Origin of the sequence: Lentzea sp. NBRC 105346, assembly GCF_030269605.1 — a bacterium.
GTDB lineage: Bacteria > Actinomycetota > Actinomycetes > Mycobacteriales > Pseudonocardiaceae > Lentzea.
The window spans coordinates 146,476-169,440 of sequence record NZ_BSTQ01000010.1 but is presented as its reverse complement, the minus strand read 5'-3'; the positions used below and the strand labels follow the sequence as shown (position 1 = coordinate 169,440).

The 22,965-nt window shown below is 70.1% G+C and carries 25 protein-coding genes; 17 read left to right on the top strand and 8 right to left on the bottom strand.

The features are described from left to right. Window positions 1-14: 14 nt before the first annotated feature. Both QSK35_RS22150 and QSK35_RS22145 read left to right on the top strand, forming a co-directional pair. Entirely contained in the window at window positions 15-566 is a 552-nt protein-coding gene (locus tag QSK35_RS22150; RefSeq protein WP_285749175.1) for a 3'-5' exonuclease, read from the top strand. Further along, window positions 563-1,135: a TetR/AcrR family transcriptional regulator gene (locus QSK35_RS22145; protein ID WP_285749173.1), complete on the top strand. Its 573-nt coding sequence runs from the start codon at window positions 563-565 to the stop codon at window positions 1,133-1,135. The genes QSK35_RS22150 and QSK35_RS22145 overlap by 4 nt, the downstream gene beginning before the upstream one ends. Here QSK35_RS22145 and QSK35_RS22140 read toward each other — a convergent pair. Together QSK35_RS22140 and fabG are read right to left on the bottom strand one after the other, a co-directional pair. Then, window positions 1,118-1,579 (bottom strand): MaoC family dehydratase, encoded by a 462-nt coding sequence (locus QSK35_RS22140; RefSeq protein ID WP_285749455.1) that lies wholly within the window; start codon window positions 1,577-1,579, stop codon window positions 1,118-1,120. The genes QSK35_RS22145 and QSK35_RS22140 overlap by 18 nt on opposite strands. Beyond that, window positions 1,576-2,328, bottom strand: a complete 753-nt coding sequence (gene fabG, locus QSK35_RS22135) for a 3-oxoacyl-ACP reductase FabG (RefSeq protein ID WP_285749171.1) — start codon at window positions 2,326-2,328, stop codon at window positions 1,576-1,578. Before fabG ends, QSK35_RS22140 begins: the two co-directional genes overlap by 4 nt. Window positions 2,329-2,461: 133 nt before the next feature. Here fabG and QSK35_RS22130 point away from each other — a divergent pair, with 133 nt between their 5' ends. From QSK35_RS22130 to QSK35_RS22120, 3 genes are all read left to right on the top strand, one after another. Further along, window positions 2,462-3,268: an SDR family NAD(P)-dependent oxidoreductase gene (locus QSK35_RS22130; protein WP_285749169.1), complete on the top strand. Its 807-nt coding sequence runs from the start codon at window positions 2,462-2,464 to the stop codon at window positions 3,266-3,268. Next, the gene (locus QSK35_RS22125; RefSeq protein ID WP_285749167.1) at window positions 3,265-4,239 is read left to right on the top strand and encodes a quinone oxidoreductase family protein; all 975 of its coding nucleotides are present in this window, start codon (window positions 3,265-3,267) and stop codon (window positions 4,237-4,239) included. Before QSK35_RS22130 ends, QSK35_RS22125 begins: the two co-directional genes overlap by 4 nt. 75 nt (window positions 4,240-4,314) lie before the next feature. Next, a complete protein-coding gene (locus tag QSK35_RS22120; RefSeq protein WP_285749165.1) occupies window positions 4,315-4,992 on the top strand; it encodes an ankyrin repeat domain-containing protein in 678 nt (225 codons plus the stop codon). Window positions 4,993-5,038: 46 nt separating this feature from the next. Here QSK35_RS22120 and QSK35_RS22115 read toward each other — a convergent pair whose 3' ends face one another. From QSK35_RS22115 to QSK35_RS22090, 6 genes are all read right to left on the bottom strand, one after another. Beyond that, window positions 5,039-5,875: a hypothetical protein gene (locus QSK35_RS22115; protein ID WP_285749163.1), complete on the bottom strand. Its 837-nt coding sequence runs from the start codon at window positions 5,873-5,875 to the stop codon at window positions 5,039-5,041. Between the two features lie 103 nt (window positions 5,876-5,978). After that, window positions 5,979-6,389: a DUF6319 family protein gene (locus QSK35_RS22110; RefSeq protein WP_285749161.1), complete on the bottom strand. Its 411-nt coding sequence runs from the start codon at window positions 6,387-6,389 to the stop codon at window positions 5,979-5,981. A 93-nt stretch (window positions 6,390-6,482) separates the two neighbouring features. Then, window positions 6,483-6,692: a hypothetical protein gene (locus QSK35_RS22105; protein ID WP_285749159.1), complete on the bottom strand. Its 210-nt coding sequence runs from the start codon at window positions 6,690-6,692 to the stop codon at window positions 6,483-6,485. A gap of 15 nt (window positions 6,693-6,707) precedes the next feature. Further along, window positions 6,708-7,853 carry a S8 family serine peptidase gene (locus tag QSK35_RS22100; protein WP_285749157.1) on the bottom strand — a complete coding sequence of 382 codons (1,146 nt, stop codon included), beginning with the start codon at window positions 7,851-7,853 and terminating at the stop codon, window positions 6,708-6,710. Between the two features lie 82 nt (window positions 7,854-7,935). Further along, window positions 7,936-9,108, bottom strand: a complete 1,173-nt coding sequence (locus QSK35_RS22095) for a cation:proton antiporter (protein WP_285749155.1) — start codon at window positions 9,106-9,108, stop codon at window positions 7,936-7,938. A gap of 3 nt (window positions 9,109-9,111) precedes the next feature. Next, window positions 9,112-9,585 (bottom strand): cation:proton antiporter regulatory subunit, encoded by a 474-nt coding sequence (locus QSK35_RS22090; protein WP_285749154.1) that lies wholly within the window; start codon window positions 9,583-9,585, stop codon window positions 9,112-9,114. Between the two features lie 147 nt (window positions 9,586-9,732). Here QSK35_RS22090 and QSK35_RS22085 point away from each other — a divergent pair, with 147 nt between their 5' ends. The 12 genes from QSK35_RS22085 (at window position 9,733) to der (ending at window position 22,959) form a co-directional block, all read left to right on the top strand. After that, window positions 9,733-10,833, top strand: coding sequence for a DUF1015 family protein (locus QSK35_RS22085; RefSeq protein ID WP_285749153.1), 1,101 nt, complete (start codon window positions 9,733-9,735; stop codon window positions 10,831-10,833). 108 nt (window positions 10,834-10,941) lie between these two features. Continuing rightward, complete coding sequence (locus tag QSK35_RS22080; protein ID WP_285749151.1) at window positions 10,942-11,898, top strand: NsdA family TPR-like regulatory protein; 957 nt, start codon at window positions 10,942-10,944, stop codon at window positions 11,896-11,898. Then, window positions 11,895-12,647: an ATP-binding protein gene (locus QSK35_RS22075; protein ID WP_285749149.1), complete on the top strand. Its 753-nt coding sequence runs from the start codon at window positions 11,895-11,897 to the stop codon at window positions 12,645-12,647. Before QSK35_RS22080 ends, QSK35_RS22075 begins: the two co-directional genes overlap by 4 nt. Next, window positions 12,644-13,912: an RAD55 family ATPase gene (locus QSK35_RS22070; RefSeq protein WP_285749147.1), complete on the top strand. Its 1,269-nt coding sequence runs from the start codon at window positions 12,644-12,646 to the stop codon at window positions 13,910-13,912. The genes QSK35_RS22075 and QSK35_RS22070 overlap by 4 nt, the downstream gene beginning before the upstream one ends. Further along, window positions 13,875-14,198 (top strand): STAS domain-containing protein, encoded by a 324-nt coding sequence (locus QSK35_RS22065; RefSeq protein WP_352244137.1) that lies wholly within the window; start codon window positions 13,875-13,877, stop codon window positions 14,196-14,198. Before QSK35_RS22070 ends, QSK35_RS22065 begins: the two co-directional genes overlap by 38 nt. A gap of 78 nt (window positions 14,199-14,276) precedes the next feature. Continuing rightward, a complete protein-coding gene (locus QSK35_RS22060) occupies window positions 14,277-17,402 on the top strand; it encodes a S8 family serine peptidase (protein WP_285749145.1) in 3,126 nt (1,041 codons plus the stop codon). Between the two features lie 19 nt (window positions 17,403-17,421). Then, a complete protein-coding gene (aroH, locus tag QSK35_RS22055) occupies window positions 17,422-17,784 on the top strand; it encodes a chorismate mutase (protein ID WP_285749143.1) in 363 nt (120 codons plus the stop codon). A 99-nt stretch (window positions 17,785-17,883) separates the two neighbouring features. Then, the gene (locus QSK35_RS22050) at window positions 17,884-19,485 is read left to right on the top strand and encodes an amidohydrolase family protein (protein WP_285749141.1); all 1,602 of its coding nucleotides are present in this window, start codon (window positions 17,884-17,886) and stop codon (window positions 19,483-19,485) included. A 10-nt stretch (window positions 19,486-19,495) separates the two neighbouring features. After that, window positions 19,496-20,143, top strand: a complete 648-nt coding sequence (locus QSK35_RS22045) for an RraA family protein (protein WP_285749139.1) — start codon at window positions 19,496-19,498, stop codon at window positions 20,141-20,143. 91 nt (window positions 20,144-20,234) lie between these two features. Then, window positions 20,235-20,921, top strand: coding sequence for a (d)CMP kinase (cmk, locus tag QSK35_RS22040; protein ID WP_285749451.1), 687 nt, complete (start codon window positions 20,235-20,237; stop codon window positions 20,919-20,921). Window positions 20,922-20,950: 29 nt separating this feature from the next. Then, window positions 20,951-21,544 (top strand): lysophospholipid acyltransferase family protein, encoded by a 594-nt coding sequence (locus QSK35_RS22035; RefSeq protein ID WP_285749449.1) that lies wholly within the window; start codon window positions 20,951-20,953, stop codon window positions 21,542-21,544. Beyond that, on the top strand, window positions 21,541-22,959 hold the full coding sequence (gene der, locus QSK35_RS22030; protein ID WP_285749137.1) for a ribosome biogenesis GTPase Der: 1,419 nt from the start codon (window positions 21,541-21,543) through the stop codon (window positions 22,957-22,959). Before QSK35_RS22035 ends, der begins: the two co-directional genes overlap by 4 nt. The last annotated feature ends 6 nt before the right edge of the window (window positions 22,960-22,965 follow it).

Here is a 22,965-nt window from a genome sequence, read left to right as displayed (position 1 = left end):
GGACGATCAGCACCGTGATTCAGTTGGACACGGTGCTGGTCGTCGACGTCGAGGCGACCTGCTGGGAAACGGCGCCGCCTCCCGGGCAGCGCAACGAGATCATCGAGATCGGCTTGTGCCCGGTCGACGTGGCGACGGGGGAGCGGGGTGAGCGGCGCAGCATCCTGGTGCGCCCGCAGCACTCCACGGTCAGTCCCTTTTGTACGAAGCTGACCACGCTGACACCTGAGCAGGTGGCTTCCGGTGTCACGTTCGCCGAGGCGTGTGCGTTGCTGCGCACCGAGTTCCGGTCGGACCGGCGCGTGTGGGCGTCGTACGGCGACTACGACCGCAAGCAGTTCGAGCGTCAGTGCGCGGCAGAGGGCGTGCGGTACCCGTTCGGCCCCCGGCACATCAACGTGAAGACGCTCTTCGCACTGGTTCGTGGGTTGCCGCGCGAGGTGGGCATGGACGAGGCGCTGCGGATCGCCGGGCGGCCACTGGAGGGCACGCATCACCGCGGACACGACGACGCGTTCAACATCGCGGGCCTCTTCGCGGAACTGGTCTGTACGCTCCGGGCGTGACCGTTCCGGAAAGACTCATCGACGCCGCGACGAGCCTCTTCGCCGAGAAGGGCTTCGACCGCGTCGCCGTGCAGGAGATCGTGGAACGCGCCGGCGTGACCAAAGGCGCGATGTACCACTACTTCGGGTCGAAGGACGACCTCCTGCGCGAGATCTACGGCCGTGTGCTGCGCATGCAGCAGGAGCGTCTGGAGAAGTTCGCGGCCGACACCGACCCGGTCGCCGAGCGGCTGCACGCCGCGGCCGCGGACGTGATCATCACGTCGGTCGAGAACTACGACGCGGCAAAGGTTTTCTTCCGTTCGGTCGACAGCCTGCCCGCGGAGATCCGCAAGGACGTGCGCGCCGAGCGGCGCAAGTACCACGAGAGGTTCCGCGCGCTGATCGAGGAGGGCCAGGCCGGGGGCGAGTTCCGGGCGGACGTGCCCGCCGACCTGGCGACCCACTACTTCTTCGGCACCGTGCACCACCTGGGCACGTGGTACCGGCTGGACGGGCCGCTGAAGCCCGAGCAGCTGGCCCGCCACTACGCGGACCTGCTGCTCGCCTCGCTACGGCACCAGCACTGAGACGATCTCCGCGACCAGCGCGGGCTTCTCGCTGCCCTCGATCTCGATCACGACCTTCGTCACGAGCTGCTTGCCCAGCGCGATGTCCGTGATCTCGGTCAGCTCGACGCCCGCGCGCACGCGGGAGCCGACCAGGACGGGCTGCGGGAAGCGGACCTTGTTGCTCCCGTAGTTGACGCCCATCTTGATGTTCTTGACGGTGTAGATGTCCTTCACGAGGAAGGGCACCAGCGACAGCGTCAGGTAGCCGTGCGCGACGGGACCGCCGAAGGGGCCCTTGCGAGCCTTCTCGACGTCGATGTGGATCCACTGGTGGTCCAGCGTCGCGTCGGCGAACAGGTTGACCTGCTCCTGGGTGATCTCGTGCCACTCGCCGAAGCCGAGGTGCTCGCCCTTCGCGGCGACGAGCTCGTCGATGTTCTCGAAGACGCGCATCCGCCTCAGTCCTTCGGTCCGCCGGCGACGTAGATGACCTGGCCGGACACGAATCCGGCGCCCTCGGAGACGAGGAACGACGCGGTGTGCGCGATGTCCTCCGGCGTGCCGACGCGCGCCACCGGGATGGCCTGCGCGGCGCCCTTCTTGAGGTCCTCGAAGGAGATGCCCATGCGCTCGGCGGTCGCGGCGGTCATCTCGGTGGCGATGAAGCCGGGGGCGATCGCGTTGACCGTGACGCCGAACTTGCCCAGCTCGATCGCGAGCGTCTTCGTGAAGCCCTGCAGACCGGCCTTCGCGGCCGAGTAGTTCGCCTGGCCACGGTTGCCCAGCGCGGACGTGGAGGAAAGGTTCACGATGCGGCCCCAGCCCTCCTTGGTCTGGTACGCCTGCACCGCCTTGCTCATCAGGAACGCGCCGCGCAGGTGCACGTTCATGACCGCGTCCCAGTCGCTCGAGGTCATCTTGAACAGAAGGTTGTCCCGCAGGATGCCGGCGTTGTTGATGAGGACGGTCGGCGCGCCGAGCTGCTCGGCGACCTGCGCCACGACGGCGTTGACCTGCTCCTCGTCGCTGACATCGAGCTTCGCGGCGAAGGCCCGGCCACCGCCGGCGACGATCTTCTCGGCACCGTCGCGCACGGCCTGCTCGTCCAGATCGAGCAGCGCGACGGCGAAACCGTCGCTGGCGAGGCGCTGGGCAACGGCGGCGCCGATGCCACGCGCGGCGCCGGTGACGATGGCAACCCTGTCGGCCACGGGGACCCTCCTCGGTACTGTAGGGAGCTAAGCAAGCGCTTAGTAACGTACCTCGCGCTGCGCTTGACGTCGAGCGATGTGCGCAGCACCATACCGACTGGTCGGAATGTCACGCCAGAGGAGGCATGTGCCCGTGGACTTCACCGGCAAGGTCGCGCTGATCACCGGAGGTTCGAACGGCATCGGCGCCGCGGTCGCCCGCCGGCTCGCCGCCGCAGGCGCTCGGGTCGTCGTCGCCGACGTCGACGAGGAGCAGGGCAAACTCGTCGCGGCCGAGATCGACGGCACGTTCGTCCGCTGCGACGTCACCCGGCTCGAGGACAATGTCGCCGCGGTCGAGACCGCCGTGTCGGTGTACGGCGGCCTGGACATCGCGTTCCTCAACGCCGGCATCGCCACCGGGACGGACTTCGGCCCGGACTTCGACGCCGAGCGGTACCGCCGCGCGATGGCCATCAACCTCGACGGCGTCGTGTACGGCGCCCAGGCGGCGTTGGAGGCGTTGAAGAACCGCGGTGGCGGCCACATCGTCGCGACCGCGTCGATGGCCGGTCTGATGGCGACACCGGGCGACCCCGTTTACGGTGCCAACAAGGCCGCCGTCGTCGGACTCGTCCGGGCGCTCGGCGGTGCGTTCTCCGACTTCGGTATCAACGTCAACGCCCTGTGCCCGGCGTTCGCCGACACCAACATCATCGGGCCGATCCGGACCACGCTGCAGGAGGTGGGCATGCCGATCCTGCCCGTCTCGGCGGTGGCCGACGCGTTCGAGTCCATCTTGGCCTCCGGCGGCACCGGTGAGGCCTGGTTCGTCCAGGCCGGCCGCGCGTCGGAGCCGTTCGGCTTCCGCCAGCCCCCCGGTCCGCGTGCCGCGGACGGCGGCCAGATCGCCGCCGCTCGCGTGGACCCCATTTCCCTCGCCAAGGAGAACCAGTCGTGAAGGCCATCCAGATCACCGAGTTCGGCGGACCCGAGGTCCTCCAGCAGGTGGAGCTGCCCGACCCCCAGCCGGGCCCCGGCGAGGTGCTGATCGAGGTCAGCCGTGCGGGCCTCAACTACGCGGACACGCACCAGGCGGAGAACTCCTACCTGGCCAGCTACCAGCTGCCGCTCGTGCCCGGTGGCGAGGTCGTCGGCCGCGTTGTCGGCGAAGGCCGCCGCGTCGTCGCTCTGACGCCCGGCACCGGCGGTTACGCCGAGAAGGCCGTCGCCCCCACGCTGACGACGTTCGACGTGCCCGACGGCGTCGACGACCTGACGGCGCTGTCGCTGATCGTCCAGGGCGCCACCGCGTGGCTGCTGCTGCGCAAGTCCGCGCACCTCGAGCCGGGCGAGTCCGTCGTCGTGCACGCCGCCGCCGGCGGTGTCGGCACGATCGCCGTGCAGCTGGCGAAGCTGTGGGGCGCCGGGCGCGTCATCGCCACCGCGTCGTCCGACGACAAGCGCAAGCTCGCGCTCGACCTGGGCGCCGACATCGCGATCGACTCGCGCGAGCCGGAGATGAAGGACGCGCTGATCGAGGCCAACAACGGCCGTCGCGTCGACATCGTGCTCGACATGACCGGTGGCACCACCACGGACCAGTCGCTGCGCGCGCTGGCCCCGTTCGGCCGCCTCGCCTTCTACGGCATGGCCTCACGGCAGCGGCCGCAGCCGGTCGAGCTCGGCACCCTGCTGACGCACTCGACGACCATCGCGGGCATGTGGCTGCCGCACGCCCTAAAGGTCCGCGACGCCGAGCACGGCACGCTCGCGCACCGCGCCATGGCCGAGCTCTTCCAGCTCGTCGTGGACGGCAAGATCAAGGCCATTCCGGGCGGCGAGTACGGCATGGGCGATATCCGCCAGGCGCACGAGGACCTGCGGTCGCGCAAGACCCAGGGCAAGCTCGTGCTCGACCCCGCGCGGTAGGGACCTGCTAGCGAACGTGACGCTCGGGGACTTAGATGTCCTCAAACGTCACGTTCGCTAGCTGCGGGAGGCGCGGTGAACCCGCTCAAGGTGGCGATTCGCACCGGTGACCTCGACGGCCTGCGCCGGTTGCTGGACGACGACCCCGGTCTCGCCACCGCGCGGATCGGCGGCCGGACGCCGTTGCACATCGCGACCGACTGGCCGGGACACTTCCCCAACAGTGCCGCCACCATCGCCGTCCTCATCGCCGCGGGAGCGGACGTGAACGCCCGGTTCGAAGGCGGCGTGCACCGCGAGACCCCGCTGCACTGGGCGGCCAGCAGCGACGACGTGGAGGCGCTCGACGCGCTGCTGGACGCCGGAGCGGACATCGACGCCGGCGGCGGTGTCATCGGCGGCGGTACCGCGCTGGCCGACGCGCGGGTCTTCGCTCAATGGCACGCCGCGCACCGGCTCGTCGAGCGCGGCGCCGCAACCACGATCGTCGATTCGGCGACCCTGGGCCTCGTCGGCCGGGTCGAGAACCAGGTGTCCGGCGCCACGAGCGACGAGGTGAACGCCGCGTTCTGGGGCGCGTGCCACGGTGATCAGCGCGCGTGCGCCGAGTTCCTGCTCGACCGGGGAGCCGAGCTGGACTGGATCCCGCCGTGGGAGGAGATGACGCCGCTCGACGCGGCGCAGCGCAGTGAGGCCGAGATCGTCGCCTGGCTGCGCGAGCGGGGTGCGAGGTCCGCGACGGAGATCTCGTGAGTGGTTTCCGTTGCCAGGACGACGGAAACCACTCACGACCTCCGGCTTACGGGATCAGTTCGGACAGCGGCCCGTGGTGGATGGTGCGGACCTTGTAGTCCGCGTCGGCGTACTTCTTCGCGCCGGACTCGTAGACGACGTAGAGCTGCCCGCCGACCGTGGCCAGGTCCTCGGACATGTTGGGCGCGGTGACCGTGCGGCTGATGGCCCCGTTGCGCGGGTCGACGACGATCTGGCTGTCGTTGTCCCGCCCCCACGACCGGCTCCAGATGAAGTGCGCCGAAGTGATCGCCATGCCCTGGACCTTGGACGGCACGCCGAACGAGTGGTTGTCGTAGTGCGCTTCCTCGGCGGCGTCGAGCGAGTAGCGGTACGCGGTGGCGCTGTTGTCGGGGTCGAACGCGCCGACGTACATCTTGTCCCCGGAGATCTCCATGAAGGACGCCGCCAGCACCGAGTAGGCCCGGTTCCGGGTGACCGTGGCCCCGTCGGCGGCGCCGGCCAGCGCCGACTTGGCGTAGCGGACGACCTTGCCGCCGGTCGCGACCCAGATGAAGTTCCGGCTCGTCGCTAGTGCCCCGGCGTGCCCGGTGTCGTCGAGGGTCAGGGTCTTGATCCGCCTGCTGGTCGTGCGGTCGAGCACCGTGAGCCGGGCGTTGCCGCCGCCGTCGTGGTAGTACGAGACGACCATCGCGTCCAGCTCGGGCCAGTGCGTCAGGCCCTGTGGCACGTACGGCGTCGTGTCGAGGTACGGGATCTGCTGCTGTCCACGCGTGAAGATCGAGTAGTACGTCCGGTACCGCGGCGGGTCGTCGGCGTGTGCGGTCGTCGCCGGCAACATCGATGCCACCACGGCGAGCACCGTTAACAGAATTCTGCGCATGCTCGATGAGCTCCCCTCAGATCGAGATGCGCCGACCGTAGGACCACAAGGGGCCGGAGGGTAAGAGTCCTACCCTCCGGCCCCTCGAGTCTTACGGGGAAGCTCAGTCGCTGAGCTCGGCCAGCTGCGCCTTCACCCTGGCGAGCTCGGCCTCGAGCTCCTCCATGCGGGTCCGGTGCTGGGCGCGGGCCGCCTCGAGCACGGTCTCGATGCCCTCGGCGATGTCCTCGTGGAGTTCCTTGGCCGCCTTCGACACGGCGATGGCGGGGATGATCAGGCCGGTGACGACCCGCTTGGTGCCGTGCACCAGGTCCGCCTGCCACTCGCCCTCGGCGGTGCCGGTGACCGTGAGCGTCAGCTCGACCGTGCGGGTCTTCTTCGCCGTGCTCTTGGCGCGCTGCGCCTTGGCCGGCTTGGGAGCCTCGGGCTCCGGAGTAGCCTCGGCGACCGGCTCCTCGGGCGCCTCGACGGCGGTGGCGTCCTCGACGACGTCCTCAACGAGCGTGTCCGACACGTTCAGTGTTCCTCTCTGCGCAACGACGTGACCCCGCACACGATCCTAGAACACGTGTTCGATCGCGCGCACAGGAGTCCCCGCAGAGCGTAGTCAGTAGGGCGGCAGCTGAACGCGCCACTGCCGTTCCACGTCCAGTACTCCAGGTAGAGCACGCAGAGCGGGGATCGCGCGCACGTCGACCGTGCCGGTCACGACCCCCAACGCTTCCAGCACGGTGTCCACGACCAGACCGGCCTCCCGCAGATCGTCGAGGATCCGCGGGAGGCTGCCGTCGGCGACGGAGACCATCACCTTGTCCATGCTGGAAGATCCCGATCAGGGCGCCTGCACCAGCCCGGTGCCGACGTCGGTGGACGGCAGGGGGAGCCGGCGGCACGAGAGCACCAGGCGCGCCCACAGTTCGAAGCCGCGGGCGTTGTACTTCTCGGCGATCAGCGCCGCGACCCCGGACACGTGTGGCGTCGCCATGGACGTGCCCTGGATGCGCTTGTACTGGTCCGGCAGCTTCCAGCTGGAGTACACGTCGACGCCGGGCGCGCATACGTCGACCTGGCCGATCTGGTCGACCGAGCCCGCCGAGAAGAACGCGATCGCGCGGTTCACGTCGATCGCGGCGACCGCGATGATCGACGGGCAGCGGGCCGGGTGGCCGACCGGTGCGATCGACGCCGGGCGGCGGGATCCGTTGCCCGCGGCGGCGACGATCAGCGTGCCCCTGGCCATCGCGCGCTGCGCGACGGTCTCGTAGATCTGCGAGTACGGCGTGCCCGCCGGGACGTCCGCGCCGAGCGACATCGAGATGACCGCGCAGCCGTTGTTCACGGCCCACTCGATGCCCGCGAGGATGCCGCCGTCGGAGCCGGAGCCCGCGTTGGACAGCACCTTGCCCGCGAAGATCTCCGCGTTGTACGCGACGCCGTAGCCGGGGCCGGTCGCGGGCTTGCGCGGGCCGCACGACGTGCCGATGCAGTGCGTGCCGTGGCCGTGGCCGTCCTCGACGGACTCGCCGGTGATGAAGGAGTTCGTGGTGATCGTGCGGCCGGCGAAATCCGGGTGCTGGGTGGTGAACCCGGTGTCCAGCACGGCGACCTTGATGCCCTTGCCGGTCGCGCCGCTCACGTCCGCGGCGACGGCCTGCAGGCCCCACGTGAGCACGGACTCGTCGACCGCGGTGGGTTCGGCGGTCGCCTCCGAGGCGACCGGATCGATCGCGTGCACGACGCGTTCCGGCTCGACGACGAGCACGGGACCGGGACTCTCGACCGCGTTGTTCAGGTCGGCGAGCTGGCTGGGATCGGCGGAGACCACGGCGACGCCGAGCGTGGGGTACACCTCGGCCGGTTCGCCTCCCGCGGCTCCGGTCGCGATGTCGCCGAGCGCGAGCAGGGCCTCGTCGACCCGGCCCTCCTCGAGCAGTACCAGGAAACGGCCTGTCGTCTCGACGCCGGTTGGTTCTGACATGACCTCGAAGCCCCCTTCCGGGGTAATGCGGCAGTAGGCGATCTGCCCTATACAGAGGTGTCGGCAGAACCGTGGATACGTTTCAGGCCGCTTGGCGCCTGCGCAGGACGAATTCGCCCACGGGTTCGACGTATTTTGCCGCTGTGGGGCCGAGAACAGCCATCAGCAACACGTATGCGGTCGCCAGCGCCGCCAGGTCGGAATTCACCTGACCGGACGCAACCGCCAGGCCGGCGATGACGATCGAGAACTCGCCTCGCGCCACCAGGGCGGCACCCGCTCGGGCGCGACCCATCCTGCCGATGCCCTGCCGCCGTGCGGCCCACCACCCGGTGGCCACCTTGGTCGCCGTCGTCACGACCGCCAGCGCGACCGCGATCCCGAGCACGGGCGGGATCGTGCGAGGGTCGGTGTTCAGTCCGAACACCACGAAGAACATGGCCGCGAACAAATCACGCAACGGTTCCAGCAGGCGCGTGGCGTTCTCCGCCGTCGAACCGGAGATCGCGATGCCGAGCAGGAACGCGCCCACCGCCGCCGACACCTGCAGCTGCGACGCGACGCCCGCGACGAGCAACGCGGAGCCGAGCACCTTCAACAGGAACACCTCGGCGTCGGGACTGTCCACAATGGCCGAGATGAACCGCCCGTACCGCAGGGCGACCACGAGCACGACGGTGATCGCGAGCAACGAGATGCCGACCGACGTCAGCCCACCGACGAAGCTGACGCCGGCCAGAACCGCGGTCAGAACCGGCAGGTACACCGCCATCGCGAGGTCCTCGAACACCAGCACGCTGAGGATGACCGGGGTCTCGCGGTTACCGAGACGGCCGAGGTCGCCGAGCACCTTCGCGACGATGCCGGACGACGAGATGTAGGTGACGCCAGCCATCGCGAGCGCGCCGACCGTGCCCCACCCGAGCAGCACGGCCGCGATCGCGCCGGGCGCGGCGTTCAGCACGATGTCGACGATTCCGGCCATCCACGACTTGCGCAGTCCCGTGGTGAGCTCGGAGGCCGAATACTCCAGTCCCAGCAACAACAACAACAGCACCACGCCCATCTCGCTGGCGAGGTGCGCGAACTGCTCGATGCCCTCCAGCGGCACGAACCCGCCGGAGCCGAACGCGAGGCCGCCGATGAGGTACAGCGGGATCGGCGAGATGCCGAACCGCCACGCGACGCGACCGAGTAAGCCCAGCCCGAAGAAGACCGCACCCAGTTGGATGAGCGCGATTGCGGTGTGCTCCATGCGTCAGCCGCCGGTGAGGATGTGGGACGCCGCGTCGAGACCCTCCGCGGTGCCGACGACGACCGCGAGGTCGCCGTTCTCGAACAGGAACTCGGGGCCGGGCGACGGGTGGGCGTTGCCGGACCGCACGACGGCGACGATCGACGCGCCCGTCCTGGTGCGCAGCGCGGTGTCACCGAGGGTACGGTTCGCGAACGCGGTGACGGGCAGCTGACGGGTGGTGATGCCGGTGATGTCACGGTGCTGCTCGCTGAGGTGGGCGACCAGCTGCGGCGCGCCGAGCAGCCCGGCGAGCGTGCTCGCCTCCTCGGGCGTGAGCGGGATCGACGCCGTGCACGAGTCCGGATCGTCCTGTTTCGAGACGATCAGCTCGAACTTGCCGTCCCGGTATGTGATGACCCCGACCCGCCGTCCCGAGCGGATCATGAAGTCCTGGCGCGTACCGATGCCCGGAAGTGGCGTGATCTCGACGTTCACGAGATCGATCCTAGACGGACAAAGCGGGCAAGCGCCTCGTCCGGGTGCTATGGGGGGAGCTTTGCAAGCGCTCAGCGCTTGTAAAGCTCCCCCCATAGCAACCGATCAAGGGTTGCGATGCGGCCCTCGTCCGGCGACTGTGATCGGGTGAGTGCGGGGGTGCGTCCGGTCCAGCGCGGCTGGGTCGTCGTCGACCGGGTGCCGGGACCCGACGTCGACGAGTTCGCCGACCCCGGCCGGATCATCGGCGCGCTGGCCCGCGCGCCGCACGGGACGCTGCTCGCCGTGCAGCACCCGCACCGCACGCCGGAGGCGCTGGCACAGGGCATCGGGCTGCTCGACGCGCTGCCGAGGGCGCGGGTGGAGCTGGCCGTGCTGCGCCGCCGGGCGTACCGCGAGGTGCACGACGTCGTGGCGCCCTATCGTGTCGACGGGCCGGACGGCACGGCGTGCGGCCTGCTGTGCATGGTGAACCCCGAGGCCATCGGGCACACCGAGGACGTCTACCCGGACGTGGTCGCCGAACGGGCCGAGGTGCTGTCCGGTCTCGGTTGTGCGACGAGCGCGGCGATGCTGCTGCCGATGGCGGAGCACGACGCGCTGACGCCGCTGGTCCTTGCTCTGCCGGACGATCCCGCTGTGTCCCTTGTGGACTCAGGTGGACGCAGGCACTGGGTCTGGCTCGTGGGACCCGGTGCGGCGCAGGACGAACTGCTCGCCGCGGCAGGCGCGCATCCGCTGCTCGTCGCGGACGGCAACCACCGCGTCGCCGCCGCTCGCGCGGCCGGGTTGAGCGGCCTGCTGGCGTTGATCACCGCCGGTCCTGGGTTGCGCGTGGGGCCGATTCACCGCGCCCTGGCCGGCACGGGCCTGACCGCGCAGGACCTTGTGACCGCGTGGCGCGGGATCGGGCTCACCGTGGACACGCTGCCGTTCGTGCGGGATCCCGAACCGGGTGTGGTTGTCGTCCGCTGTCCTGACGAGGTGCTCAGGGTAGAACTGCCCAAGGACAAGGGAATCGACCACGCCGTGGTCGAGAGTGTGTTGCTGGACAAGGCGTTGGGGCTCGATCCGGAGAGCCCGCTGGTGCGTCCGGTGGTCGATCCCGCGGTCGAGGCGGACGCCGTGCTGCTCATCGCGCCGGTGCCGATGAACGTCGTGCGCTCGGGTGCGGTGATGCCCAGGAAGAGCACGTACTTCACGCCCAAACCGCGCAGCGGGCTGCTCCTCGCCGCACTGGAACGTTGAACGCTCATAGGTCCCTAGCCCAGGGAGTCGTCTGGCCCTGTCTGGACGACCCAGGGGCCGGAAGACTCTGGTACATCGCCCCTCTATGGCCGCAAGGGAGTGTTCCCGATGCGACACGAAGACCCGGCTGTGCACGCGTTGCCGCCGTTGAGCTCACGGATCGGGCTGGACCACGTCAGGCATGTGCGGGCGATGACGCTCGCCTTGCGCGCCATGGACTACCGGTACGGCGGCGGCTCGTGCCGCGACGCCGTCGACTCGCTGATCTCCTGGTGCACCCTCGCCCTGCACGCCGCGGACGGTGACGAGGTCCGCACCGCGCTGAAGGCCGCGACCGCCGACCTCTACAACCTGGCCGGGTGGACCGCCTTCGACGCCGGACTGGGCGGCTCGGCGTACCGCGCGTTCAGCCGCGCGCTGGAGCTGGCCGAGGATCCCGAGCTGGTGGCCAACATCCACTACCGGATGGGTCGCGTACACCTGCACCACGACGGGCCGCGGGAGGCGCTGCACAACTTCCACCTCGGCAGCGGGGTCGCGCGGTCCCAGCACACCAAGGCGATCCTGTCCGCGAACCAGGCGTGGTGCTTCGCCGAGCTCGGCGAGCGCGGACCGGCGCTGGCGTTGCTGGGCCGGGCGCACGACGAGTTCGCCCTCGCGGACCTGAACGACCCGCCGTCGTGGGCGGCGTTCTTCGACGAGACCGACCTCGCGGGCATCACGGGCGTCATCTACACCTCGCTCGCCCGCACGGTCGACCTGAGCTTCGCGCGGCCCGCGATCGCCGCGCTCACGAAAGCCGTCGCCGGCTACCGCGACGACATGGCGCGCAGCCGGTCGTTCGCCCTGATCGCCCTCGCCCTCAACCACCTCTGGCAGGGTGACGGCGACCAGGCGGCCGCGGTGGCCGCGACGGTCGTGGACCAGACGGCCGGGCTGGCCTCGGCGCGGATCCGGCGGAAGCTGGCGCCGCTGCGCGCGGAGGCCCAGCGCCGGCGCGTCCCCGACCTGGCCGAGCTCATCACCCCGCTGCTCACTCCGGCGTGCCCCAGCGCCGCGGCATGACCGGACACACGCGCTGGTTCCCGGCGGTTCCGAATTCCCTGCAGGAGGTGCGTTCGTTCGTCCGGGCACTCGCGGACGGCGCCGGGCTGCACGGCGACGACAAACGGGATGTGCTCGTCGCCGTCGCCGAGGCGGTCGACAACTCCGTGTCCAACGACTGCGCCTCGATCGTCGGCGTCACCTGGGAGCCGCACGACCAGGGCGTCGTGGTGACGATCGAGGACGACGGCGTGTTCGAGCCGGGTGCGGATCCGAAACCGCTCGGCATGCGCCTGTTGTTCGGCGTCGCGGACGAGGTCGAGTTCCGGCCGGGCCGGCCGACGTGGCCGGGCACCGTGGTGCGGATGCTGGTCCGTACGTGGTCGCGGACCGAGGCGCCGGAGATCTCGGTGTCCGCGGGACGGCCGCGCATCCTGCTGGTCGACGGCGACCGCTTCTCCGGTCACGCGCTCGCCTCGTTCCTGCACGCCGAGGGCTACGACGTCACGCAGGTGTCGTCCGTGGCCGCGGCCGAGGCGGCGCTGTCCGGGCTGCCGCAGCTCGCGATCGTCGACCTGATGACCTCGCACGGTCGCGGCGGCAAGTTGTGCGAGGACATCAAGCGGGACACGGTCATCCCGGTGGTCGCCCTCTCCGTGCTCGTGCCCGCGAGACACAGCTCGGACGCGTTCCTGCTCAAGCCGGCGCACCCGCTGCAGGTGCTGACGGCGGTGCGCAGCCTGCTGGAACCGGCGGAGGGACAACCGTGATCGGCCGGCTCACGACGGGACATGCCCGGCTGGACGCGCTGCTGCACGGGGGGTTCGTCGAACCGTCCATCGTGCTGCTCGCCGGGCTGCCCGGCAGCGGCAAGACCGTGCTCGCGCACCAGTGCGCGTTCGCCAACGGGAGCGCCGGGAGGCCCGCGGCGTACTTCAGCTCGCTCGCCGAACCCATGGGCAAGTTGCTGCAGTTCGCGCGCGGCCTGGACTTCTTCGACCCGGAGAAGATCGGCTCCGCCCTGTTGTTCGAGGACCTCGGCAGCGTCCTCAACGGCAGCGGCCTGCAGGGCGCGCTGAGCAAGGTCACCGAGTTCGTCGGGCGCACCGAGTGCTCCCTGGTGGTGATCGACAGCCTGCCCGCGTTGCGGGTGACCGCGAAGTCCGACTCGGAGTTCCACCAGTTCGTGCACGAGCTCGCGGGCCGGCTCAGCGCGTTCGCCACGACCTCGCTGTGGCTCGCCGAGCACGACGCGCTCGACCTCGGCCGGGCACCGGAGGCCGCGGTCGCCGACGCCGTGCTGCACCTGTCTTCCGGCGCGCTGCGCGTGCACAAGCTGCGGGGCAGCGACTACCAGCGCGGGCCGCACCGCTACCGGATCGGGTCCGGGGGCCTCGAGGTGTTCCCCCGCCGGGTCGACCTGGTGGGACCACCCGCCGAGCCGGAGGGCACGGTGACCGTGGTCGAGGGCGTGCTGGCAGACTGCGCCGCGGGCTCGATCACCGTGGTGGTCGGTCCCGCGGGCACCGGCAAGACCGTGCTCGGGCTCCAGTTCGCCTCCGGCGCGCCCACGGTGTTCGCCTCGGCCGCGGAGAGCTCGGCGGCCCTTACCCGGATAGCGGGTGGGTTCGGCTGGGACTGCAACGGAATCGAGTTCTACTGCGACAGACCGGGCGACACCGATCTCGACGAGTGGAGCCACGACGTGTTCGTACTGGTGGAGCGGACGGGGGCGCGCAGGCTGGTCGTGGAGGGCCTGCCCGGCTACCCGCACCAGCTGCTCGCCATGTGCGCCCACGCGGGCGTCACCTCGCTGGTCACCACCGGCACCCCGGACCTGCTCGGCACCAGGATCCCCACCGACTCATCGGGAGCCGATCAGGTGGTCCTGTTGCAGCACACGAGGAAAGGAGCTTCCCTGGGACACGCCCTGACCGTCGTGAAGACCAGATCGAGTTCGCACCTGCCGCAGACGAGGGAGTTCGAGATCACCGGCGATGGAATCAGAATCGGACAGCCCATCGACCCTTCTTGAGGTGCGCCGACACGGATCAGTCGTGATGCTGCGCGGAGAGGTCGACATGACCAACTCCGAGTTGCTGCGCACCGAGCTCGCCCACGCGGTCACCGCGGGCGGGGATGTCGTCGTGGACTTCTCCGAGCTCACCTTCATCGGTTCGAGTGGCATCCACGTGCTGATCGACGTGGCCACGAAGCTGGGTGAGCGGCGACTGGTGTTCACCGGTGGCGGCTGGGGGACGTACGTGGTGAACCTGCTGCGTCTCACAGAGCGGTACCCGAACATCGTCGTGGACGAATAGATCTGTCGGAAAAGACGATCACCCGCTAGCTTCGGCGTCGCCGCGCAGCTGGATGTCTCCTTTTCCGATGGGACGTACATGCTCAGACGACTGACAACGTTGTCGACAGCGTTCTTCGTGGCGGTTGCGGGACTGACCGTGCCCGCGGCTGGGACTTCTGTGGCCGCCGCGGCGCCACCATCGGTGATCACCCTGGTCACCGGTGACCGCGTCCAGCTGACCAACGGCAAGGCCGTGGTCGAGCCAGGGCCCGGCCGTTCGGGCATCGGCTTCCTGCAGGAGCTCGACGGCGCCGACATCAGGATCGTCCCGGCGGACGCCGCGCCGCTGCTCGCGCGCGGACAGCTCGACCGCCGGCTGTTCAACGTCTCCGAGCTCGTCCGTCAGGGCTTCGCGGGCGCGCCGGCGCTGCCGTTGATCGTGTCCGGCCCGCGGCCGCTCGGGATGCAGGTGGCGCGGACCATGACGAGCCTCGGCGCGGTGGCCGTGACCGCCTCGGTTCCGTTGTGGCAGACGGCGTTGTCCGGGTCGACCCGCATCTGGCTCGACGGGCGCGCGCACCCGGTGCTGGACCGCAGCACCGTGCAGATCGGGGCGCCCGCGGCGTGGCAGGCCGGGTTCACCGGCAAGGGCGTGACGATCGCCGACCTCGACGGCGGCTGGGATCCCGAGCACCCCGACCTGAAGAACGTCGTGGAGGCGGTCGACTTCACCGGCACCGGGATCCGTGACGGCTACGGGCACGGCACGCACACCGCGTCGATCATCGCGGGCACGGGTGCGGCGTCGGCGGGCAAGTACCGCGGTGTCGCGCCGGACGCGTCCGTGATCGTCGGGAAGGTTTGCGAGGACAGCGGTGGCTGCCCCGAGTCCGCGATCATCGCCGGCATGGAGTGGGCGGCCTCGAAGGGCGCCGCGGCCGTGAACCTGAGCCTCGGTGGTGCGCCCACGGACGGCACGGACCCGATGTCGTTGGCGGTCAACAGATTGACGGCCTCGACGGGCACGCTGTTCGTGATCGCGGCGGGCAACTTCGGTCTGCCGGGGTCTGTCGGCACGCCGGGTGCCGCCGACGCCGCGCTCACCGTCGGCAGCGTGACGAAGACCGACGGGGTGTCGTCGTTCACCAGCCGCGGCCCGCGCATCGGCGACTTCGCGGTGAAGCCGGACATCGCCGCGCCCGGTTCGTCGATCGTGGCGGCGCGGTCGAAGGGCACCTCGATGGGTACGCCCGTCAACGACTTCTACACCTCGGCCAGCGGCACCTCGATGGCCACGCCGCACGTGACCGGTGCAGCGGCCTTGTTGAAGCAGGCGCATCCCACGTGGGGCGCTGCCGAGCTGAAAACCGCGTTGATGAACTCGGCCCACGGCGTCGGGCTCGACGTCTACACCGAGGGCGCGGGCCGGCTGGACGTCGCGCGGGCCCTGGACCAGATCGTGCGCAGCACGCCCGCGAGCGTGTCGTTCCCGTACGTCAAGTGGCCGCGTTCCGGTTCGGCGACGCGGACCGTGTCGTACCGCAACGACTCGGCTTCGGAGGTCCGGCTGTCCCTGTCGTTGTCCGGTGCCTCGGTGTTCTCGTTGGCCGCGAAGGAACTTGTGGTTCCGGCCGGTGGTTCGGCCTCGGTCGACGTGACGGCCTCGGCGTCCGGTCCGGGCGGGTCGTTCAGCGGGGTGCTGGTCGCCTCCGCCGGTTCGGTCTCGGTGCGCACTCCGCTGGGCGTGACGCTGGAGGAGGAGAAGTACACGCTGTCGATCGACGCGATCGGGCACGCGGGCGCGGTCCCGTGGTTCTCCTCGGTCCAGGTGATCAACACCGAGACGGGCATCTCGGCCGGCTACTTCTTCGCCGACCCGAAGGCCAACTCGATCCGGGTGCCGAAGGGCAAGTACGACGTGCACGCTTTGGTGTACGACAACGACGGCGCCACGTCGTTGTTGTCCCAGCCGGACACCGTGATCGGCGCGGACGTGACCGTGTCGTTCGACGCGCGCAAGGCGTTGCCGCTGCAGCCCAAGCTGGACCGGGAGGCCTCGACGAGGATGTACCTACTGACGTTGCGGTCGGGCAACGCCACCCGCGACACCGGCGTCGGGGTCATCTCGTCCTACGGCGCCAAGACGTTCGCCGCGCCGTCGCCGCGCGTGACGGGGCGGAAGTTCCAGTTCGTCTACCAGCCGGTGCTGGTCGATCCGTCGGGTGCGCACGCGTACAACCTGATGTTCTTCAACGACGGCGCTATCCCTGATCCCGCCGGTTTCGTGGTGCGGGACTCCGACCTTGCTTCGGTGCGTGCTTCGTACCGGTCGCAGGGGAAGCCCACTCGTGGTGTGCGCGGCGGGTACGCGTACCTCCGCGGTGTGGCGGCGAACGTGACCGTGCTGCTGGACATGCCGGTGCCCTTCGAACGGACGGAGTACTACACGCCGGGGCCCGATGTGGCCTGGGACAGCATGCTCGGGTTGCGCGGTCCGACGAACGACTGGGCCGAGTACCAGGTGTCGCCGCGCAAGGTCTACTCCCGTCGTTCCTACTCGACCGTGTGGAACCGCGGTCCGTTCGGACCGTCCTTGGGGTCCTATGTGGATGGTTGGGGCCTGTCGCGTGACGGTGACACGATCAGCGCGTCGATCCCGCTGTTCTCGCCGATGGGGGACTGGGCGTACACCACGTCGTGGGGTTCCTACTCCAAGGCGTCGACAACGCTTTCGCGCGACGGCGTGGAGGTCGACACCAGCCCGTATCCGGGCTATGTCTCGGCTTCGGTGGATTCCTCTCCGGGTGTGTACACGCTGACGACGACGTCGGACCGCCAGGCGCCGTGGTCGGTGTTCGCGACTTCGGCCTCCGCGACATGGAAGTTCCGCTCGCCGGGCACCGTTTCCGGCCGGACGCCCCTGCCGTTGCTCGCGGTGCGCCCGTCCGGTGACTTCACCGACGGTGTCGCTCCTTCCGGTCCGTTCGTGCTGGACCTGAAGGTGGACAAGCAGGCGGGTGCAACCTACGGGCGTATCGGCCGGGTGTCCGTGGAGGTGTCCTACGACGACGGTGCCACGTGGTCGCGCGTACCGGTGATCGGCACGCACGCGTTGCTGTGCCACCGTCCCGGGTTCGTGTCGCTGCGCCTGGGAGTGTCGGACAGTCTGGGCAATTCGGTCAGCCACACCGTGGTACGCGCCTACCAGGTGGCTCCACGATGAGGCGGTTATCGTCGATCGCATGGCGATGCGCGCGATTCGAGGAGCCACGCAGGTCGACGCCGACGAGCGCGACCAGCTGTTGTCGGCGACGGCCGAGCTGGTCCGGGAGGTGCTCGACCGCAACGGGTTGACGTCCGACGACCTGATCAGCGTGGTGCTGACCCAGACGCCGGACCTGGTGTCCGAGTTCCCCGCCTATGCCGCGCGCATGGCGGGGCTCTCGGACGTCCCGCTGCTGTCGGCGACGGAGATCGCGGTGCCGGGCGCCATGCCCCGCGTGATCCGCCTGCTGGCGCACGTGGAGACGGACCTGCCCCGTGCGTCGATCAAGCACGTGTACCTGCGCGGTGCGGCGGGACTGCGGACGGACCTGCCGCACTGAGGTCTTCTGTGATGGGTTGAAACGTGAATACCCTTCCAATTCTGGACGCTCATGGCCAAGATGGGGGCGCGTTCCCGTCACCGTCGCCGAGGAGCCTCCGTGTTGATCCGCCTGGTCCTCACCGCCGTCCTCGCGCTAGCCGCGCTGACCCCGGCCGCCTCCGGAGCGGCGACCCCCTGGTGGGAGCCGGTGGCTCGGCCCGCGCCGGACTCGGAGATCAACGTGACCGGCGAGCCGTTCCGTGGCACCGACGGCCATGGCCGGGTGCGCGGGTTCGTCGACGCGCACAACCACCTGATGACCTATGAGGGCTTCGGCGGTCGGCTGATCTGCGGCAAGACCTTCTCCACCCAGGGCGTCGCGGACGCGTTGAAGGACTGCCCCGAGCACTACCCGAACGGCCTGGGCGCGATCTTCGAGGGCATCGTGACGAACGACCTCGACGGCCACGACCCGGTCGGCTGGCCGACGTTCAAGGACTGGCCGTCCTACAAGACCGTGTCGCACCAGCAGGACTACTACGCCTGGCTGGAACGGTCGTGGCGCGGCGGCCAGCGCATCCTGGTGACGGACCTGACGTCCAACGCGGCCCTGTGCAACATCTACCCGTTCAAGGACCGTGGCTGCGACGAGATGGCCTCGGTGCGCCTGCAGGCCCGCCGCACCTACGAGCTGCAGGACTTCGTCGACAACATGTTCGGCGGCCCCGGCAAGGGCTGGTTCCGCATCGTCACGACGCCCGCGCAGGCCCGCGAGGTCGTGGCGCAGGGCAAGCTCGCCGTCGTGCTCGGCATCGAGACCTCTGAGCTCTTCGGCTGCCGTCAGCTGCTGGACATCCCGTTGTGCTCGAAGGCCGACATCGACCGCGGCCTCGACGAGATGTACGCCCTCGGTGTGCGCAGCGCCTTCCCGTGCCACAAGTTCGACAACGCCCTGTGCGGCGTCCGGTTCGACTCGGGTACGCAGGGGACGGTCATCAACGCGGCCCAGTTCCTGCGCAGCGGCACCTGGTGGACCACCGAGACGTGCACCGGCCCGCAGCAGGACAACCCGATCGGGGCCGCGGCGCCGAACGCGCTCATCCCCGCCAACGTCGTCGCACCCACCTATGACCCGGCGAAGCGGTGCAACACCCGCGGCCTGACCGCGCTCGGCGAGTACGCCGTCCGCGGCATGATGAAGCGGCACATGATGGTCGAGATCGACCACATGAGCGTCAAGGCGGCGCGGCGCACCCTCGACATCGCCACCGAGGCCCACTACCCCGGTGTGGTGTCGAGCCACAGCTGGATGGACGCGAACTGGACCGAGCGCGTGTACCAGCTCGGCGGGTTCGTGGCGTCCTACGAGATGGACAGCGACGCGTTCGTCCGCGACACCGCGGCGACCGCTCCGCTGCGCCGCAAGTACGACGTGGGCCTCGGGTTCGGCACCGACTTCAACGGCGTCGGTTCGCACCCCGCGCCGCGCGCCGGCGTCACCTATCCGTTCCGCAGCTTCCCGGACGGGCCGTTGGTCGACCGGCAGAAGACCGGTTCACGCGTGTGGGACTTCAATGTGGACGGCGGCGCCCACGTCGGGCTGGTGCCCGACTGGGTGGAGCAGGTGCGGCAGCTGGGCGGCGACCAGCTCGTGACCGATCTGCTCTCCGGGGCCGAGTCGTACCTGCGAACGTGGTCCGGATCGCAGCAGTGGTCCTAGATTCGTCGGCGTGAGCCTCTTCGAACGGTTTCTCGCCGTCGACACGACCGCCATCTGCGATGCCGACAAGACGACTCGGGTGATGCACAGCGCGATCCGCGCCCGGTCGGCGGCAACCCGAGTGTTCGGTCCCGCCTTCACGGTCCGCTGCCGCGACGACTTCCTGGCCGTGGCGCGGGCCGTCGAGACCGCCGATCCGGGTGCGGTGATCGTGGTCGACGGGCGAGCGCACGAGATCGCGCTCGGTGGCGAGATGTTCGCGCGCGCGGCGTTGGTGCGGTCGCTCGGCGGGATCGTCGTGGACGGCGGCTACCGGGACATGGCGTATGTCTCCCGTTGTGAGCTGCCCGTCTACAGCCGGTTCGTCACGCCGATGTCCGGCACCGCGGCGAAACTCGGTGAGCTGCAGGTGCCGGTGACGTGCGGCGGGGTCACGGTCCACCCCGGTGACCTGGTCCTCGCCGACGACGAAGGACTCATCGTGGTCGACCCCGCGCGGGCCGACGCCCTGCTCGATGCCGCCCTGGCCGTCAAGAACGCCGAGAGCAAGATCATCGAGTTGCTGGACGGCGGTAAGACGCTCAGCGACGGCTTCAACCTTGCCGAGCATGTCGACGCGCTCGGCCGCGGCGAACCGTCGGTGCTGCGCCCCCGCTGACCCCGACCAGGTGTGACCCTTCGCACCAGGCACAATGGTGCCCGTGGGTGTCGAGGAGGGAGCAACGGTGGGACAGGGTCAGTTGCGCGGTGTGGTGGCTCTCGACGGGCCGTCCGGCACCGGCAAGTCCTCCGTCGCGCGCAAGCTCGCGAGCGCTCTCGACGCCCGCTACCTGGACACCGGCTCGATGTACCGGGCCGTGACGCTGGCCGTGCTGCGCGCCGGTGTGGACCCGGACGATGCCGGAAAGGTCACCGAGATCGCGCTCGGCGCCCGGCTCGTCGTCGCGACGGACCCGCTGCGGCCGGGGATCTTCCTCGGCGAGGACGACGTGTCCGGCGAGATCCGCGGACCCGAGGTGACGCTGGCTGTATCGCCGGTCTCGGCCGTGCCCGCCGTCCGTGAGCTGCTCGTCGGACAGCAGCGCGCGATCATCGCCGACGCGCTGGACTCCGTCGGCGGCATCGTCGTCGAGGGCCGCGACATCGGCACGGTCGTCGCGCCGGACGCGCCGCTGAAGGTGTACCTGACCGCGTCCGCCGACGCGCGGGCGCAGCGTCGCACCAGGCAGGACGTCGCCGCCGGGCGTACGTCCACTGTGGACGCCGTGCTGGCGGATGTGCGGCGGCGCGACAACTACGACTCCAGCCGCGCGGCGTCGCCGTTGCGCGCGGCCGACGACGCGGTCGAGGTCGACACGACCTCGCTCGACCTCGCGGGCACCGTCGGCGCGGTGCTCGAACTGGTGCGACAGCGTGGGATGCGGGTGACCGGGTGAGCCTTCCCGAAGGCACCTGGCCGTGGCTCATGGACTTCGGCCGGTGGATCGCGCGCGTGCCGTACCGGTGGCAGTTCCGCGGCGTGCGGGTGCATTCGCGCGAGCGTTTCCCGGCCTCGGGGCCGGTCATCGTGGTGTCGAACCACACCTCGATGCACGACGGGCCGATCCTGCTCGGCGCGATACCCCGGCGGACGGTGTTCCTGATCAAGCAGGAGATGTTCCGCGGGATCGTGGGCTTCCTGCTGCGCAAGATCGGGCAGGTCCCGGTGCGCCGCGGCGAGGTCGACCGCGCGCCGCTGATGACCCTGCTGAAGGTGTTGCGCGGCGGTGGGGTGGTCGGTGTGTTCCCCGAGGGCACGCGCGGTTCCGGTGACGTCGCCGCGGCGCAGAGCGGTGCCGCGTGGCTGGCCCGCTCGTCCGGTGCTCTTGTGGTGCCCGTGGCGCACCGCGGCACCCGGCGCGGTGAGCGGGTCGACGTGCTGATCGGCGAGCCGTTCCCGCTGCCCGAGGCGAAGGGCCGCGCCGCACTGGAGGCCGCCACCGAGCAGGTGCGCGACCGCCTTGCCACCCTGGTGGCCGAACTCGACGAACTTCGTGTGAAAGAGGAAGCGACACCATGACCGAGGACCTGGACGGCACCTGGGAGGACGAGGCCGACTGGTCCGCCTTCGGCGACGAGTCGTTCGACGAGGAGGACGTCGCCCCGCCGCAGCCTGTGCTGGCGGTCGTCGGACGCCCGAACGTGGGCAAGTCGACGCTGGTCAACCGCATCATCGGCCGCCGTGAGGCGGTCGTGCAGGACGTGCCGGGCGTGACCCGCGACCGCGTCGCGTACGACGCGCTGTGGAACGGCCGCAAGTTCACCGTCGTCGACACGGGCGGCTGGGAGCCGGACGCGACGGGCCTGCAGGCCTCCGTCGCGCAGCAGGCCGAGCTCGCGATGGCGACCGCCGACGTGATCCTCGTGGTCGTCGACGCGACCGTCGGCGCGACCACGACGGAGGAGGCCGTCGCTCGCGTGCTGCGTCGCTCCAAGAAGCCGGTGATCCTGGCGGCCTCGAAGGTCGACGACGAACGCCTGATGGCCGACGTCGCGTCGCTGTGGTCGCTGGGCCTCGGCGAGCCGTACCCGGTCAGCGGCCTGCACGGCCGCGGCTCGGGCGACCTGCTGGACGTCATCCTCGACGCGCTGCCCGAGACGCCGCGCGACACGTTCGGCACCGGCGCCGGCGGCCCGCGCCGCGTGGCGTTGGTCGGCAAGCCGAACGTCGGCAAGTCGTCGCTGCTCAACCGCCTGTCCGGCGAGCTGCGCTCGGTGGTGCACGACGTGGCGGGCACGACCGTCGACCCGGTCGACTCGCTGGTCGAGCTGGACGGCGAGGTCTGGCGGTTCGTCGACACCGCGGGCCTGCGCAAGCGCGTGAAGTTCGAGAGCGGCGCCGAGTACTACGCGTCGCTGCGCACCAAGTCCGCCATCGAGACGGCCGAGGTCGCCATCGTGCTGCTCGACGCGCACGAGCCGTTGTCGGAACAGGATCTCCGCGTCCTGACGATGGTCGTCGAGTCGGGCCGCGCGTGCGTGCTGGGCTTCAACAAGTGGGACCTCGTCGACGAGGACCGCCGCAACGAGATGGTCCGCGAGCTCGAGCGCGGCCTGGTGCGCGTGCCGTGGGCCGAGCGGGTCAACATCTCCGCGCTGACGGGCCGTGCGGTGCACAAGCTGGCCCCGGCGCTGCGGACGGCGCTGAACTCGTGGGACACGCGCGTCCCAACTGGTCGTCTCAACCAGTGGCTGACGGAGCTGATCGCCGCGACCCCGCCGCCGGTGCGCGGCGGCAAGCAGCCCAAGGTCCTGTTCGCGACCCAGGCGTCCACGCGTCCGCCGACGTTCGTGCTGTTCACGACCGGTTTCCTGGAGGCGGGCTACCGCCGGTTCATCGAGCGGAAGCTGCGCGAGGAGTTCGGCTTCAAGGGCAGCCCGGTGCGGATCTCGGTACGTGTTCGCGAGAAGAAGAAGGCTTCCGGCAAGAAGTGATGTTGC

Excerpts from the sequence above, each read along its gene's own strand:
- QSK35_RS22115 (WP_285749163.1), bottom strand. The coding sequence starts at position 5,875 with ATGCGCAGAATTCTGTTAACGGTGCTCGCCGTGGTGGCATCGATGTTG.
- QSK35_RS22105 (WP_285749159.1), bottom strand. The coding sequence starts at position 6,692 with ATGGACAAGGTGATGGTCTCCGTCGCCGACGGCAGCCTCCCGCGGATC.
- QSK35_RS22100 (WP_285749157.1), bottom strand. The coding sequence starts at position 7,853 with ATGTCAGAACCAACCGGCGTCGAGACGACAGGCCGTTTCCTGGTACTG.
- QSK35_RS22095 (WP_285749155.1), bottom strand. The coding sequence starts at position 9,108 with ATGGAGCACACCGCAATCGCGCTCATCCAACTGGGTGCGGTCTTCTTC.
- QSK35_RS22080 (WP_285749151.1), top strand. The coding sequence starts at position 10,942 with ATGCGACACGAAGACCCGGCTGTGCACGCGTTGCCGCCGTTGAGCTCA.
- QSK35_RS22075 (WP_285749149.1), top strand. The coding sequence starts at position 11,895 with ATGACCGGACACACGCGCTGGTTCCCGGCGGTTCCGAATTCCCTGCAG.
- QSK35_RS22065 (WP_352244137.1), top strand. The coding sequence starts at position 13,875 with ATGGAATCAGAATCGGACAGCCCATCGACCCTTCTTGAGGTGCGCCGA.
- QSK35_RS22060 (WP_285749145.1), top strand. The coding sequence starts at position 14,277 with ATGCTCAGACGACTGACAACGTTGTCGACAGCGTTCTTCGTGGCGGTT.
- aroH (WP_285749143.1), top strand. The coding sequence starts at position 17,422 with ATGGCGATGCGCGCGATTCGAGGAGCCACGCAGGTCGACGCCGACGAG.
- QSK35_RS22035 (WP_285749449.1), top strand. The coding sequence starts at position 20,951 with ATGGACTTCGGCCGGTGGATCGCGCGCGTGCCGTACCGGTGGCAGTTC.
- der (WP_285749137.1), top strand. The coding sequence starts at position 21,541 with ATGACCGAGGACCTGGACGGCACCTGGGAGGACGAGGCCGACTGGTCC.